This is a genomic window from Paraflavitalea devenefica (assembly GCF_011759375.1).
GTDB classification, from domain to species: Bacteria; Bacteroidota; Bacteroidia; order Chitinophagales; family Chitinophagaceae; genus Paraflavitalea; species Paraflavitalea devenefica.
In genome coordinates this window covers 236,022-253,090 of record NZ_JAARML010000003.1, presented here as the reverse complement: position 1 = coordinate 253,090, position 17,069 = coordinate 236,022, and the positions used below count along the sequence as shown (strand labels likewise).

Below are 17,069 nucleotides of genomic sequence, written 5' to 3'. Positions count from 1 at the left end.
AGTTTATATTAATAGCCTACCTGCTTAGACAAAGCCTCTATAGCAGCCGCCAGGTACACGGCAGGCGCATTCCAGTTAATGGCAATCTCGTTGGAAGCATAAGAACAATCATGATCAGTAAAAGCTGTTTCCGGCTCTGTGAATTCATACTTACAACGGTCCTGCCTGCCGGGATTGGGTCCGCCTGACAATAGTCCCGGTACCGGTTCTGCAATACCGTCTGCTACAGAAGGACGGTGATGGGGATGCATGACAGAATAAGTACCAATACCTGTTACGAATGAATAGCCGGTGGCATTCCTGCCCAGCAGGTAATCCAGGTTGGTAAGCGCATTATCCAAATACTTCTTGTCTTTTGTAAGTAAGAAGGCATTAATTAGTAAGATACCCTGGTTAGCAGCCACTGAACTACTGCCCCACACAAAGTCAGTGCGGAATCTTCCCATTACTGTATAGAAAGCGCTTCCCTTGGTCTTTGTAAATTCATCAGCAAAATAAAGCAGTCTTTTTTTAAGCGCCGCCGCATCAATAGCCTGTTTGCCCACCCTTAATAAGGTATAATATCCCAGCATGCGCACATTGGCCCAGGAAGGAATTGTAAGCGGGCTCCTCAGCTCTTTAGTTATAATATCATTATAGGCTTTTTCGCCCGTAGTGGCCATTAACTCTGCGGCAGCCCAAAACCATTCATCGCCAAAGTTCCTGTCGCCGTAACCACCTGTTGTAACAGCAGGCTTATGTATCGTATTCATTTTATCCTGGTCGTAAACCAGGTCGGGATATGTCAATGCCCACTGCCAGGCCCGTTTGGCAGCAGCCAGGCAGGAATCGGATAAACCGGGCAATTGTTTCTTGAACCGTTTATAGATACGTGCTGCCTGCGCCATGACGGCTGCAAAATCGAGGGTGGCTGCTGTACCTTTCTGCACCACATAACGCGGCAGTTTGGTTACACCCGGCATTACCATGCCATCGAAAGCTGCATTGGTGCATTTGTTGTATACCCCACCGTCGTAGGGATCCTGCATGGTAAGCATCCAGCGCAGGTTATAGAGTATCTCGTCCAACAGATCAGGAATACGGTTATTGCTTTCCGGGATATTGGTTTTCAGGGTATCAAAGTAAGTGGTAAAATCTTCATAGGCCGATAAGAGCGTGCCCATGGTAATGCCACTGTTCACAATGTATTTATTGTAATCGCCGGCATCATACCAGCCGCCGGGTGAAGAAATGGTGGTACCTGCAGGTCGCTTTTCTGTTGCCGCAGAAGGATGGATCAATACAGTCCTATCAGGATGACCGGCCGGGCGATGCCATTTACCGGCATATTTTTCTTCCAATGGCATAGATACCCGCTGGTAATAAAACCCCTTTAATAAGGCTACAGCAGCCGCATGATGCGCCTGATTGGCCACCCGGAATACATAAGAAGGCCCTACACCCGGAACAAGCAACCGGAAGTTACCGGGCCGCCGGAAAGTGCTGAAGTCGGCCAGTTTGGTTTGCAGGGAGGAATTGGCCGATTGTTTGGTCTCACTCAGTTTTCCTTTATAGACAGTATCCTTCCTGCCGGCGTCAACGATATAAAAATCAGTAGCTGGTATATTGCCCACTACAGCCGCCACTTTAGGGCCCTGTACATAATAACCTTCCTGGTTGATGCGAATGGGATGAGTGGTTTGCTGCGCCTGTATAGTAATAACAAGCGAACAGCTAAACAATAGCAGGCAATGTTTCATGGATAATGTTTGAGGCTGCTTTATTGAACAATAATCTTTTTCGTAGTTGTGCCTTTGGCCGTAATCACCTGCAGGCAATAAGCGTCCGCTTTCAGGAATTGCTGTACAGGCCATATTTGCACACCCCGCACAGTTGCTTCATACAATAATTGTCCTGCCTTGTTAACGACCCGCATGCTTACCTGCTCTGCCGGCGAAAAGCCATTCAGCCGTATGGTAAAATTGCCGTTACGGGATGGATTGGGAAATACCTGCACCAGCTTATCATTGGGGTCAATATCCACCACACCGGTCACGCTGCTTTTATCAACCAGTACAAAAGTAGCAGAACGGGGCGGGATACTAAGCTTTACATCATTTTCACATAAAGATGAATTGGCTTTGAGGTCTACATAACCGGCCGGTCCGCCGGCAACGCCGGCGGGGCCATTGCCGTTGACCAGCACTTTGCGCGAAAACTCTCCATTGTCTGTATCACCGGTAAGGGTATACCAGTAGTAACGGTTACCGGGATAGAAGTTCTGGAAATTCAATTTGACCAGTTGGGTACCCGTTCCCTTATTGACAATCACCACACCTGCCTGCCCAGAACTAAACGTAGAAGCATAACTGATGATGTCATTGTGACCGGTAACGGCAGCCGAAACCATTTGGTCACCGAAGTATTTTTGGAAATAATACAGATGGTAGAAGGATGGCCGGGGCGTCCATTGAGCAACATCCGGTTCATTGCCGCTGCTAAAAGTACCGTGATCATTGCCATTGTCCCAGCCATTGGAAAGGTCCCAGCGGGAAGCCTGCCCATATTTGTTCCTGATCAGCTCACCCAGGGTGAGTGTGGCATGCAGGCCATTGATATGCGATACCATCTGCTTTGACCCCACGGCAAAAATGTTCCATTCCGTTAAGGCAATGGGCTTCAGCGCTACTCCACCCTGTTGCGTGGTCGTCTTCATCCAGTTCATCATGCTCTGGGTTTCGGTAGCTGCTGTATTGAGGATCACATCGGCTGTGGAGTTTTCATTGAAGGGCGTGTAATAAGAATGAATAATATAAAAATCCGCCGCATTACCTGCTTTGCTGAAATACCCGCTGTTCCAGGTTCTGTCTACCGGGTTCCAGGAATTGACAGCATCATATTGTATCAGTTGTGCACCGATGTAAATAGTAGCTCCTTTTTCTGTAGCGGCTTTGCGCATGGAATCAATAAATACTTTACAGTGCTGGCCATACAGCTCGCCGCTGATGATCTCCGGCTGGCCGTCCTTATTTTTGGTAACATCAATTTTATAGCCCGCCTGCCAGGGACCTGCATCTTCATTACCGATCTCCCAGAATTTGGTACGTCCATTATCATAGCGCACCCATTCAGCAGCGAGGTGGGCAGCCTGCCTTACCGGATCGGTGCTGGTACCATAACGGGCATAGCTGTAATTAACGGTAATGATGCCGGTGCTGCCTGTTTGCTGCAGCATGGCATAATAGTTATCCAGCGAGAGCGTCCAGCCCGCCGTATTCTTGCCATACCAGTAACCGGCCAGCACTTTCTTACCATCGGAATCATATAAAGAATCCGGCACATCGCCAGGCGGCGTATTGGGCAGGGCATTCCAGAAGTATACACTGCTGATATTACCGCCCGGCATGCGGATGACATTGGGCGCCAGGTTCTTTATATGGTTGATCAATACCGGCTCTGTGACCATCTGTGTCATGTACGGATTGGCATTGTTGCCAAAGAGGTACTTCGACACTTTGTTGACCACATTATTGGCATCTATCATAACAGTTACCCCCGGTGTGCCGGTAGGTTTAGTTACGTTATTATAAGCAGGAGCCGCTATGTTTTTAGGCTGCCAGTCGTTCAGGAAAAAACCAGGGTCCTGGGCGTGCGCTGTCAGCCAGCGCACGCATAGAAAGCAAAAAGCAAGTGTTATTTTTTTCATACGGGTCGTTGGGATAGTACAGTACAACCTTACTTCACAATTTTATATACACGGATATTATCAATCGCTATGTCCAGCTTTGCAATAGGTGTTCCGGTATCATTGACGAACATGAACTTGGCGATTTCATTGATGCTACCAATCACATCACCTACGGTGGAGGCAGGATCGCCGCCGCCATCAACTCCGCCGGCAGATTTTTTCCTGAACTCGCTCAACGGTACCGTCACTGTTATCCAGCCATTTGTTTTGAAATTGGGCGTGTTTTTCCAAGGCTCATACCGGTGCATATATACCCATGTATCATTGGGTGGGGGGCCGATAAGTAATACGCCGGTAGACCAGGCTTCCTTCACATAAATATCAAACTTCATTGCATAGTTAGCTGCGGGATTACTCATTTCGGAAGCAGGTAGCCAGTCTTTTGCATTGGTGATCACACCTCTTTTCCCATTCCACCAATCCCAGTTGTTGCCAGGAATGTTATCCTGCGTGAGGTGCGCATATTTTCCATGATTGCCGGGGAACAGTGCAGCGTCGTCTTTAACGGGACACCCCCAACTAAAGTTATTAATGTCATCAAAATTGCTGATCATGCCGGTACTGAAATCGTTGAACAGGAATACAGAAGAGCCTGTGCCGAATTTTGTAACAACCTGCAAGGGACCTGCCTGCGTAATGCCGGCCGGCACTGTCACCTCTATGGAAGTGCCGGCAGCCACCGTACCCAGGTTGGTAGTAACTGCTATGCCACCGGGGAAGATCACTTTCTCCACAAAGAAGAAGTTATTACCCATAATGGTAATGCGCTCGCCGGCTTTTGCATTTTCATTGCTGGCCGACGACAATATGGCCGGCGGTGGGATGACCGGAAAAGAGAATACCACTTCCCCATTCCTGGTAACGACTTTTACCGTATTTAACTGGGCCGGGTCAAGACTGGCAAAAGGCATATCGGCCGGGATGGCCACTATAATATTATTATCGGACAGCAAGGCTGAGTTAAAAGGAGTCGGATAGCCATTGAAGAATATCTGGGTGGTGGAAGCAAAACCACTACCCTGTATCACTACGACTTGTCCCGGTCCGGCCACGGTGAGGGTAGAGTCATTGGGAGCCGGGCTGCTGGCTCGCAGCCTGGTAATAACCGGCTTGCCGTCGTTGTCCTTGTCACAGGCCACCAGGCCTGCCAATACAAGCAGCAGCAGGATGATTACAGGAAATTTATATGTACGCATGTTGCGGATATTATGGTGTTTAGGAATGTATTAATCAGGCAAAAGGCTAAAGTCAAAAGGAACAGGAGCGGCAGCCAGGTTGGGTGCTTTCACCAGTTCCGCTTCCGGAATGGGCAGGTACATGGTTTGATCAGTGACCGGGTATTTTTTGGTATTGTATACCGCTGTCCAGGTACGCGGGCTCGTAGAACCAGTATTATAGGTCAGCGTATAAGCGCCCTTATCCTGGGCATCGATAATGGATTTGGCCTTCGTGGGATTAAAGTAATACAAACGCATGAGCTCATACCAGTAGATCCCTTCAAATACCGTTTCAATTCTTTTTTCCAGGAAGATATCATCGAAGGTGATGGAGGATTTCTCCGGCATACCAGCCCGTGTGCGTACAGCATTGTAATACTTCAGGGCCTCTGCATCTGCAGTGCTGGCTGCATCCCCTAAGATAGATTCGGCATAAATGAGGTATACTTCTGCCAGGCGCAGCATATAGGTATTGATGTAAGCACACATTTCACTGCCCTTGCCGCCATTGTCTTTAACAGAACCAATGATGTATTTTTTGGTATTAGCAACATCGGTAGCTGTAAAGCGATAGCCGCCGAGGTCTTTGCGTATCTCGGGATAGAAGTCGCTCTGGAACATGAAAGTAGCTTTGCGTCGTATAGAGTCAGCCTCATTGTCCAGGTAATACTGGATCAGGTTGGCAGAGGCGCCATGTGCAGCCCCCCATCCATCCCAGCTACCGGTAATATCCCCGTTGCGCGCCATATAGGCCTGGAAAGAATTGTTGATGCCCCAGGGGTCTTTAATAGGCATCCACTGAATGGAAAATAAGCTCTCTTTGTTATTCTTTGAGCTGTTGTGGTTTTCTCCCCGGAACAGGTCATAATAGTTTGGCTCCAGTACATAAGGACCATTGTTGATCACATCGGCGGCATAATACTTCGCACTGTCCAGGTCAGCTTTCCGGCGGGTACCGGCGCTGCCTACACCTGCGCGGGTAAGGTACATCCTGGCCAGCATCCCTTCGGCCGAGTGTTTGGTAACACGGCCTTCCCCAAAAGAAGCAGCCGGCAAGTTCTTTGCCGCATAGGTCATATCCCGGATGATCAATTCCCAAATGCTCTCTATCGTATTGCGCGTTACCTTGGTATCACCCATCTGGGCTACGTTGTCGTAGATAATGGGCACAGCTCCCCAGTTGCTTACCAGAAAATAATAGCCCATGGCCCGCATAAAGCGGCATTCCGCAATGGCAGAGCGCTTTACATCATCCGGAACGGTAGTGGCATTGTTGCGGACGTTGAACATGGTTTGATTGCTTTGCGCAATGATCTTGTAGAAAGATTTATAGGCCGGCAATAAAGTATTAACGTCTGTAGCAGGCACTGCAAAGCGGTAGAATTGATCCCTGTCGTTAGAGATCATATTGCCGCCACGGGCATCACCAAAGGATAGCGCCGCTTTGTCGTTATAATCAAACCACACAATATTATAGAGTGGCGCCGTACCGGCCCTTACCTCTTCGGTGGTCTTATAAAAGATGTCGGCTATCAACTGGTCTTCCGGCGGCCGGTTGAGGAAGTCTTTTTTACAGGACTGCGCTGCCACCAGCACCAGTAATATGATTAAAAGCTTATTCATATACAGCAATTTTAGAAAGGTTAAAAATCAGCGGTGAGGCTGAAAGAATACATTTTGGTAGAAGGATAACGGGCATCATCCACTCCTACGGTGAGAGAACCATAGTTGGGAGTCATGCCAATTTCAGGATCATATCCTTTATACTTCGTGAACGTATGCAGGTTCTGTACGCCGGCCGACACCTTCAGGTTACGCATGGCTATTTTGGAAGCCCATTTGGCCGGCAGGAAATAAGAAAGGGTAACGTTCTTAATACGGATGTATGACCCATCTTCAATGTACCACTGTGAAGCCCGGAAGTTGCCATTGGCAGTGTTGGTAGCGATGCGGGCTATCTGGTAACCGGGATTGGTTAGCGTGGTATTTTGATCATTGACATCAGTACTGCTGGGGCGGGCAAAGTTGGCTACTGATTTAAAGTAGTTGCTATACACGCCAGCACCTTGCGGATTCTCGTTTAAATACCTTGTATAGTTGTATACATCATTTCCCTGCACGCCAACGATCAACACGTTCAGATCAAAGTTTTTGTACGAGAAGGAGTTGGTGAACCCGAAAGTAAATTTGGGCCAGGGGTTACCAATCACTACACGGTCATTCTGGTCTATCTTACCATCTGGCTTTCCATCAGGGCCGCTGATATCCCGGAATTTAACATCCCCAACCCAGGTGCCCTGTGCGGGGTCAACCAGCATCACCCCGCTGGCCAACTGAATAGCATGGCCTTTGATCTCATTAATGTTCTGAAATATTCCATCAGCAATATAACCGGTGAGTAGGGCCACCGGCTGACCTGGCCTGGAAGAGCTGATCACCGAACTGGTTTTATACGTGCTGTTAATAGGTGTATTGTTGTACAGTTCTGTGATCTTATTACGATCTACAGAGAAATTCAATCCTGTTCTCCAGGTAAAGGGCTTTTCAATATTGACCGTATTGATGGTGATACCAAACCCTTTGTTCTCCATGGAGCCTACATTGGAGGTGGGGAAACGGATATACCCTGATGAATACGACATATCGCCACCGGAATAGTAAGGATAATCGTTGGTGGTCAGCAGGTCGGTTATTTTCTTGATATAGAAATCGGCAATTATTTCTACCCGGTTATTGAACAAACGGGCATCAAATCCCACGTTCAGTGTTTTCGATTCTTCCCATTTCAAATACGGGTTGGCAAAATTGTTGGAAAGATAACCAGTACCGCTGGCAGTAGGCACACTATACAAGGCGGCATAATAACCAGCGGCTGCCGCATTGCCACTAAGGCCATACTCTACCCGCAGCTTGAAGTCATTAAGCGCTTCTATGTTTTTCATAAAATTTTCCTGTGACAGTCTCCAGGCAGCCGAGAAGGAAGGGAAATAGCCCCACCGGTTCTCGGGACCAAAATTGGAAGAACCGTCTGCCCGCATGGTAGCCTGCAGAATATAGCGGTCATTGTATACATAATTCAACCGGCCAAAATAAGATTCCCGGGAGCTGGAGCCTTTGGAGCTGCTGTTGGTAGCTGATAAGGCATCACCTCCAGGCAATTCCTGTATAGCATTGGTGATGAAAGTGCGGCGCAACCCTTCCAATCCTTCATGCCCGTTTTCTGTAGCTTCATGGCCCACCATGGCCGTAATACCATGTTTACCAATCTTGGTATCATACTGTAGCCGGTTTTGAATACCCCACCAGTAGCTATTGCCGCTCCGGCGCGAAGAAACAGTAGTGGTATTCTCATAGCCATTAAACTTATAGGAGGGGTTAAAGATATAGCTATTCGTATATTGGTAATAGGTATTTAGCTCATTGTGGAATACAAGTCCTTTGAAGAGCGTAATATCGGCATAAATACCGCCGATAAAGGCCATTGATTTATTACGGTTATCATTTATTTCTGCCAGCGCCACCGGGTTGGTGTACTGGTACTGTGTGTTTACCGGCCCACCCCAGCTACCGTCGGGATTGGTAACAGGCACGGCAGGATTCTGGGTGATGGCAATATTCAGCAGGTCGCCATTGGTAGTATTCACGTTCTCCTTCACCTGGTTTACGCTCAGGTTTGTCCCCACTCTCAGCCATCGCCTCGTTTGATTGTCTATGTTTAAACGGATGGAGTAACGTTCAAAGCCCGAGCCTTTCGCTACGCCCTCCTGTTTAAAATATTCCGCGCCTGTATAAAAAGTAGTACGGTCATTACCGCCACTCAATCCCAGGCTGTATTTCTGCAGCAATGTTCGGTGGAACAGGGATTTTTGCCAGTCAGTGCCTTCCCCCAGTACAGAAGGATCGGCAAACGCAGGTTCAAAAGCAGCACCGCCTGCTTTGGCAAACTCATTACGATAGGTGGCATACTCCCGCAGGTTCATCACAGGCACTTTTTCGGGCCTGTCCTGAATGGTAGCCAGGCTGCTGAAAGATACTTTGGTGTCGCCGGACTTCCCTCTTTTGGTGGTGATGAGGATAACACCATTGGCGCCTACCGCACCATAGATGGCGGTAGCCGATGGTCCCTGCAACACATTGATGGTTTCAATATCATCGGGGTTAATGCCCGCCAGGATGTTGGAAGAAACATTCGTGGCGGTGTTACTGGTGCCCGTTCCACCATTGGGGTTATCGGGCTTTATCTGCACCCCATCAATAACATACAAAGGCTGACTGGAATAATTGATAGAGCTAACGCCGCGGATCAGCACGGAAGGCGCCGCACCGGGCTGGCCACTGTTGGAGGTAACGTATACGTTGGCCGCGCGTCCCTGCAATCCCTGCTCCAGTGTGGTGTTCACTGTCCGCTGCATATCAGCAGCCGTAACAGTCACCTGCGAGCTGCTGAGGTCGGTCTTCTTCATACGGCCGTAACCTACCACCACTACATCCTGCAGGTCGTTGTAATCTTCCTCCAGCCTGATGTCCATGGTAGACCGGCTGCCCACTTTCACTTCCTTGGGGGCATAACCAATGGAAGAGATGACCAGTACATCACCGGTCTTTGCTTCAATGGTAAAATTGCCCGTAGCATTGGTAGAAGCTGAATTAGTGGAGCCTTTAATAGTAACCGATGCTGATACGATCGGTTCGTCGCTCATTTTAGCAGTTACCTTTCCGGTAATTTTTCTCGGGGCAGTTGTTTCCTGTGCATACCCCTGAGTAAGGGCCAGCAGGCACAATAGCAGTGTCCAGAACAGGACAGCCGGCTGTCTGGCAGTTTTGGTTTTTTTCATATGCGATCGTTTTCGTGTTTTTGAGAGAATTAGTTTGAATATTTCATCTTCACAGCCACTTTCTTCCCATTATACTTAATAGTATGGTCCGCTTTTGCATCCGGATCAAAGGGCCGGGGATTGTTCTTCCCGATCCATATTACCCGGAAGGTTCTTTGCTTTAGCATCCCATTGAATGCTCCTGTACGCTCACCAATGGTTAATGTCTTGGTAGCTTCTTCATAACTGAAAGGGATATTGGAGAAAGCACCGTTCTCATAATTATAATTGGTGCCTTCATCTTCATAGAGCGAAAATGCCCCATCCTTACCGGCATATACCAATAAGGTAACCGGATCAGCAGGCTTTTCCGATGTGTATTGCAGGGCAGGCCCTGCCGGCAGTATGGAACCTTCTTTAATAAACAGCGGTATTCTTTGCAATGGTGCTTCCGCTTCTATGGTTGTACCACCTGACATATACTTTCCGGAATAGTATTCATACCAGCCGGTACCTGCAGGCAGGTATACTTTCCTGCTGGCAGCTTTGTAGGCACAAACCGGGTTTACCAGTATGGAAGGGCCAAACATGTATTGATCACTGATGTCTTTCACCTGCGGGTCGGCAGGGAAATCCATGGCCAGCCCGCGCATAATGGTATAATTATTATGATAGGTTTTGCCGGCCAAAGAATAGATATAGGGCATGAGCCGGTAGCGGAGCTTGTCATAGTATAACATACTTTGATAAGCAGGATGTGTTTCCGGCGCCACATTGTATATCTCCCGGTAAGGGAATTGACCATGCACGCGGAATATCGGGCAGAAAGCGCCAAACTGGTACCAGCGTGTCATCAGCTCACGCCATTCTTCGAGGTTTTCACCAGTCGCATTTTCATAACGCGGCTCTACCGCAAAGCCGCCTATATCTGTAGTCCAGTAAGGAAGACCAGACAGGGAGAAATTGAGCCCTGCCGGTATTTGATTTTTAAAGTCTTCCCAGCGGGCGGCGATGTCACCACTCCAGGAAGCGGCCGCATACCGCTGTAATCCTGCAAAGGCCGAACGGGTAAAGATAAAGACGCGCTCATTGGGATTCACCCCACGTTGTCCTTCATACACGCCCTTTGCATTCTGCAGGGCAAAGGCATTGAAATAGCGGGCAGCAGAACCCAGTGCCGTCGGGTTCATGGTTTGTTTTCTTTCTTCGGGCGACATGTTGGAATGAATATCCGGCTCTGTAGCATCCAGCCACCAGGCATCCACTCCTTTACTGTACAGCTTTTCATTCAGCAGGTTCCAGAAGGCAGTACGCGCCTGTGGATTGTAAGCATCATAAAAAGTAGACGTATATCCTTTACCAATCCAGTCGCGCCGTTGTTCTGTAATATTCCTTTTATACAACCAGCCATTTTTATCAAACTGTTTATAGATGGGAATGCCTTCATAGAACTTGGGCCAGACGGAGATCATGAAATGGGTCTTGTAGGTTGAATGCAGGGTTTTGATCATTCCCGCCGGATCGGGAAAGCGGGTGGAATCAAAGTCCTGGCTGCCCCAGTCATTCTCTTTCCAGAATGACCAGTCCAGCACAATGTTATCCAGCGGTATCTTCCGCTTCCTGAACTCACTGACGGTGGAGAGTATCTCCTCCTGTGTTTTATACCGCTCCCGGCTTTGCCAAAGCCCCATTACCCATTTGGGCATGATGGAAGCCTGGCCGGTAATGTCACGGTATCCGCCAATCACTTCATCAAGGTTATTGCCCCGGATGAAATAGTAATCCAGTTGATCACCCACCTCAGAACTAAAGCCAAACTGGTTTTGAAGATCACCCTGCAGCGGGCTTAACCATTTGCAGGATAGGTATGATACGCCGCCATCGGGCAGCCACTCAATACGAAAGCTGTGTTTCTTTCCTTTTTCCAGTTGTACTGGCACAATAGCTGTGCCCGGCATCCAGGCATGCCGCCAGCGATCAACCAGCAATTGACCATCAATCCATAACTTACTGTAGCCACCATAACGGAACAGGAACTGATGGGTGCCTGTAAAAGCAGATTCGATGGCGCCTTCCCAGGTCACTTTTACCTCGTCCAGTTTTACTGTTTCGGGAAAATCTTTTTGTGAGCACAGGTAGTCATACGCCAGCATCGATTCGGGCCGCTGTGCTATGATCTGTTTCGGGTCTGATTTGCTGGCATAAGTAGCAGTGAGCCAGCCCCGGCTGCCATCTGCAGCATAGAGCTTCAGGGTAGACAGTGGTTCAAAATCCCGCGTATCGCCCACTTTGGAGATGGAATAATTATCCCAGAGGATGCCATAGTTGTTGGAAGATACCATGAAAGGAACGGCGATCTCTGTATTGTTCTGCAACAGTTCCACCTGTTGCCCTTTATGGTTCATGATGCCATTCTGGTGCTGGCCCAGTCCATAAAATGCTTCTTCGGGGGCGCTGGTGAAGGATTGACTAAGCCTATAAGCCGGCTGGCCTTCTTCTGTAACCGGGATAAAATATTTGCCGCCCTCTTTGGGTTCGGCCAGCAGGGATCTGCCGGTATGATCGGTAAAATTGATTTCCCCCGAAACCAGGGATACCGTAACCCTGAGGGCCGGTGTAAGCAGGATAACCTGTTCTTTCTCTTCTTTTAAGGTCCATTTTACAGGTGTTCTTTTTTTAGCCTGGATGATGAGGCTGGTCGTATTGGTAAAAGAATCCACCGGACTGGCAGTAACCCGTATAATATGGTCGGTGATCGCCTGCAATCGTACGAGACAAACACCATTGGGTAGTTTTCTTTTTACATGTACGATAATACCGTCATCTACTTTTGAGTATTCACCGGGGGGAATATGATGGGCTGAAAGGGTGGTTACGGACAATAAGGTCACCACAAGGCAGGACAACAATGTCTTGATCTTCCGCATAGCAATCGTTTCGTTTTGTTCAACAATCAGGGATCAGCAGGCCTTATTTTCCTGCTTATCGCATCGGTATAAATGTAGAATGTTACCTGTTAAAAGAGGGTAGGCAGATGTTTATGAATGGGTATTCAAATGTTAACCGGAGAGATTAATAAACTGATTGTCAATATAAATTATATGCAGCCGGACTATTATTGAACGCCACCCCCGGCCCATTGGCTGGGCAGCACATGGTATTCCGACTTGAAGTATTTAGAAAAGTATTTGGGATTGTTGAAGCCTACCTCGTAAGCAATTTCGGCCACGGTCATCTGGGATTTTTCCAATAACTGGGCCGCCCGTTTCAGCCGCACCGAACGGATGAACTCGATGGGTGTTTTGCCGGTCAGGGCCAGTACTTTTTTGTACAGGGCCACCCGGCTCATGTACACGCCCCTGCTCAGCTCTTCCACGGAGAAGTCGGGATTAGACATATTCTTTTCTATCATCTCCATCACCTGGTGCAGGAACTGCTCATCGGGAGAGGCTACGCTTACGTCGGCCGGGTTTACCTCGATCCGCTTTTCAAAGGTTTTGCGGGCAATGGCCTGCTGTGTCAGCAGGTTCCTGATGCGCGATAGCAGTATCTCAAAATTGAAAGGCTTGGTGAGATAATCGTTGGCGCCGGTTTCCAGGCCCTTCAACTGTTGTTCCTCCCCGGCCAGGGCCGTGAGCAGGATCACCGGGATATGGGAAGTACGCTGGTCCTTTTTAATCTTCCTGCAAAGGTCAGTGCCGCTCATTTCCGGCATGCTGATATCACTCACTACCAGGTCCGGATGATGACCCAGGGCTTTTTGCCAGCCCTCTTTTCCGTCCGCCGCTTCGAGGATAGTAAAGTACTGCCGCAGGTTGTCTTTCAGATAGAACCTGAAATCTTCATTGTCTTCCACCAGTAGCAACGTCTTCTTCCTGTTGTTAGAGACCTCTGCCGGCACAGCTTCCACTTCCTGCTCCGGGGCTTCCGGTTCCAGCAGGGCTTCTGCTACAGCATGTCCGTTTAAAGCAGTTGCCGGCGCGGCAATTATGGCTGTTTGCACCGGCAGCCATACGGTAAAACAACTGCCCTTTTCCGGTTCACTGTCTACCATTATATAACCATTGTGCAGTTTTACAAACTCTTTGGTAATAGACAAGCCAATACCGCTGCCCTGGTTTACAATACTGCCGGGCGTTTCATGCTGGAAAAAACGTTCAAAGATCTTTTCCTGCTTTTCTTTGGGTATGCCAATGCCGGTGTCTTTCACCTGGATGGCCAGGTAGGGCTTACCGGCTTCTTTCTCTTCTGGGTGCAGCGCTACCGTTACGCAGCCATGCTCTGGCGTAAACTTAAAGGCATTGGAGATGAGGTTAAATAAAATACGTTCCAGTTTATCGTGGTCAAAGCTGGTGACCAGGCTATCCAGGGTAGTATAAAAATTAAAGCGGATATTCTTTTTATCGGCTATATCGGTAAAAGAGTAAGAGATATCTTTCGTGAACTTAATAATATCGGCAGATACTGCATTCAGGCGTAGCTCCTGTACTTCCATTTTACGGAAATCAAGCAACTGGTTCACCAGGTTTAATAAGCGCCGGGCATTGCGGTGGATCAGCCGGAACTGTTTTCGCTGCCCGTCATCCTCCGACTGTTGCATCATCTTTTCCACGGGGGTAAGGATCAGCGACAAGGGTGTTCTGAATTCATGGCTCACATTGGTAAAGAAACGGATCTTCATCATGTCCAGCTCATGCATGCGCTGCGCCTCTTTCCGTTGTTGTTCCATTTGAAAACGGATGCGGGCGCGCTGTACCACCATGTGGCGGCTGAACCATAAGATGCCTGCCAGCAGCAGGGTATACAATACATACGCCCAGGGCGTTTTCCAGAAAGGCGGTAATATTTTAATGTGCAGGGCCAGTTCTTCCTTATTCCATACATCATTACTGGTGGCGGCCTTTACCCGGAAAGTATAATCACCGGGGTCCAGGTTGGTATAGGTAGCTACCCGCATCTTCCCGTCGGTAATAGTCCAATCCTCATTAAAGCCCTCCAGCTTATAGGCATATTTATTCTTGTCGGCATTGGTGAAGTTGAGGGCGGCAAACTCAATAGACAATACATTCTCTTTATGCTTCAGGACAATGCGTTCTGTTTGCATAATGGACTGTGACAATACTGTTCGCCCATTGATCCTTTCACCGATACCCACATTTTTATTGAAGATCCGGAAACCGGTGAAAGCCATTGGAGAGGATTGCCGGGCCGGTACAATGGCGGCAGGATGAAACAGGTTAAAGCCATTGGCGCCGCCAAAGATCAATTCCCCTTTCCTGGTTTTATAGGCGGCATTTTCATTAAAGGCCGTTCCCTGCAATCCATCCAGCTCATCATAATTATGGCATTGCAGGGCAAAGCTCTTTTTGTGCTCATCGTATTGCGGAAAAATATGCGAAATACCATTGGGCGAACTCATCCATATCGTACCTGCATCATCTTCCAATAAAGTTTGCACCGTATTATCCGGCAACCCATCTTCCCGGCGGAATACCTGGAAAGCATTTTTAGCGGGATCAAACAGGTTGAGCCCATCCCTGGTGCCTATCCAGATACGGTCTTTCCTGTCCTGCAGAATACAGATCACATTATTATTGCTTAGGCTGTTGGCATTGCCGGGGGTATTATAATAATGTACAAAACTGTCCGGAAGATTGGGACGGCGCAGCAATACATCCACGCCATTGGCAGTGGCTATCCACAACTTGCCGGTTTTATCTTCCATCAGAGCAGCTATATAGTCGGCACTGATAGAATTGGGCTGACCAAACCTGTAGTGATGAAAGATATTCCTCTGCCGGTCGAACCTATCCAGTCCTCCATTGAGCGTACCGATCCACATTTCCTTTTTTGAGTCCTCGTAAATCTCCCATACCCGGTTATCCGAAAGACTATTGGGATTGTCTGAATGCTGGTAATGCGTAAACTTCCTGCCGTCATAACAATCCAGTCCGCCAAAATAAGACCCGATCCATAATCGCTGGGTATGGTCTATAAACAGACTTACAATGACATTATTACTGATGCTGTTGGGATCGCGGGGATTGTGCAGAAAGCGCCGGAATGTTTTTGCAGATCGGTCATAATAGATAAGGCCTCCCCCATTGGTACCGATCCACAGGTTGCCGGCAGCATCTTCTATAAACCTGTTCACATCATTGTAGGGCAGACTGGCAGCATCTGATACCTGGTGCGTAAACAACGGGAAGCTCACGGTACGTTCACGGTAATAATTAATGCCCTTCTTAAAGGTACCTAACCATATAATGCCTGCTTTATCCTTATAGGCGGTGATGATGCTGTTCTGGCTAAGACTCCTGGGGTCATCATCATTGGTCATGAGGTATTGCCAGGTACGGGTCTTTTTATTGAATACGTTGACGCCGCCATGATCGGTACATACCCATATATTGCCTTTGTTATCCTGCAGCAAGCCATTAACAATGTTGTTATTCAACCCGTATATGCCCGCATCCCCGGTAATATGCCGCAAAGCGCCTGAAGCCGGATTGTAATGGATTACGCCCCGGGCATCATTGGATATATACAACCACAATTCATTCTCCGCATCCACATAGAGCGAATAATTGAGCCGTTCATAGCCCATGGAAGTAGCCAGCGCATCTGTTTTAAAAGTAACAGCGCCGGTACGCCCGTCCATCTTTTCAATGCGGCCATCATTGAATACGACCCACAGATCACCATGGGCATCTTCGGCCAGGGATACAGGGCTTACCTGCGCAACAACTGGTCCCACAGGTTGATACACCCGGGTGGTTTTACCGGTAGCAGGATCATATTTATACAGCCCCGCGCCCGACATGATGAACCAATAATGCCCCCTGCTGTCGCGCACAATATTGGCAACAGTTGCCGGCGGCAAAGCATATCGGGCCAATCCGGCAGAGGCATTGCGGTTAAACTTTTCAGTAAGGGGATCAAAAATATTGAGGCCGCCCCTGTTCACTACCCAGATGGTATTGTCGGGCCCCTCCATGATGCGGGCGATATAATCATCACTAATGGTGGAAGAATCATACAGGTTATGCCGGAAGATGGTAAACGTGTAACCATCATACCGGTTAAGGCCCGACATGGTGCCGAACCAGATAAAACCTTTACTGTCCCTGAAAATAGAATTGACCTGGTTATTGGATAGGCCCTGGCTGATATCAATCCGGGAGAACTGGTAAGACGTGTTTTGGGCAAACAGCACTGCTCCTGTAATACAGAGCACCATTATAATAACAATCTTCCTCATAAGCGACCGCAAAAAATTAAGCTTTTTTGAGGGAATGAGGAAAAATGTCT

General features: G+C 48.3%; 7 protein-coding genes. All 7 read right to left on the bottom strand.

All coding sequences use genetic code 11. From position 1 onward, the window contains the following. Nucleotides 1-8: 8 nt before the first annotated feature. A complete protein-coding gene (locus tag HB364_RS19475) occupies nucleotides 9-1,739 on the bottom strand; it encodes a glycoside hydrolase family 9 protein (protein WP_167289970.1) in 1,731 nt (576 codons plus the stop codon). A gap of 20 nt (nucleotides 1,740-1,759) precedes the next feature. Further along, nucleotides 1,760-3,685 carry a T9SS type A sorting domain-containing protein gene (locus tag HB364_RS19470; protein WP_167289969.1) on the bottom strand — a complete coding sequence of 642 codons (1,926 nt, stop codon included), beginning with the start codon at nucleotides 3,683-3,685 and terminating at the stop codon, nucleotides 1,760-1,762. Between the two features lie 29 nt (nucleotides 3,686-3,714). Further along, complete coding sequence (locus HB364_RS19465; protein ID WP_167289968.1) at nucleotides 3,715-4,923, bottom strand: glycan-binding surface protein; 1,209 nt, start codon at nucleotides 4,921-4,923, stop codon at nucleotides 3,715-3,717. 30 nt (nucleotides 4,924-4,953) lie between these two features. Continuing rightward, nucleotides 4,954-6,567, bottom strand: coding sequence for a RagB/SusD family nutrient uptake outer membrane protein (locus HB364_RS19460; RefSeq protein ID WP_167289966.1), 1,614 nt, complete (start codon nucleotides 6,565-6,567; stop codon nucleotides 4,954-4,956). Nucleotides 6,568-6,587: 20 nt separating this feature from the next. After that, the gene (locus HB364_RS19455) at nucleotides 6,588-9,779 is read right to left on the bottom strand and encodes a SusC/RagA family TonB-linked outer membrane protein (protein WP_167289965.1); all 3,192 of its coding nucleotides are present in this window, start codon (nucleotides 9,777-9,779) and stop codon (nucleotides 6,588-6,590) included. A gap of 29 nt (nucleotides 9,780-9,808) precedes the next feature. Then, the gene (locus tag HB364_RS19450) at nucleotides 9,809-12,685 is read right to left on the bottom strand and encodes a TIM-barrel domain-containing protein (RefSeq protein WP_167289964.1); all 2,877 of its coding nucleotides are present in this window, start codon (nucleotides 12,683-12,685) and stop codon (nucleotides 9,809-9,811) included. A gap of 188 nt (nucleotides 12,686-12,873) precedes the next feature. Continuing rightward, nucleotides 12,874-17,019 (bottom strand): hybrid sensor histidine kinase/response regulator transcription factor, encoded by a 4,146-nt coding sequence (locus HB364_RS19445; protein ID WP_167289963.1) that lies wholly within the window; start codon nucleotides 17,017-17,019, stop codon nucleotides 12,874-12,876. Nucleotides 17,020-17,069: the final 50 nt, after the last annotated feature.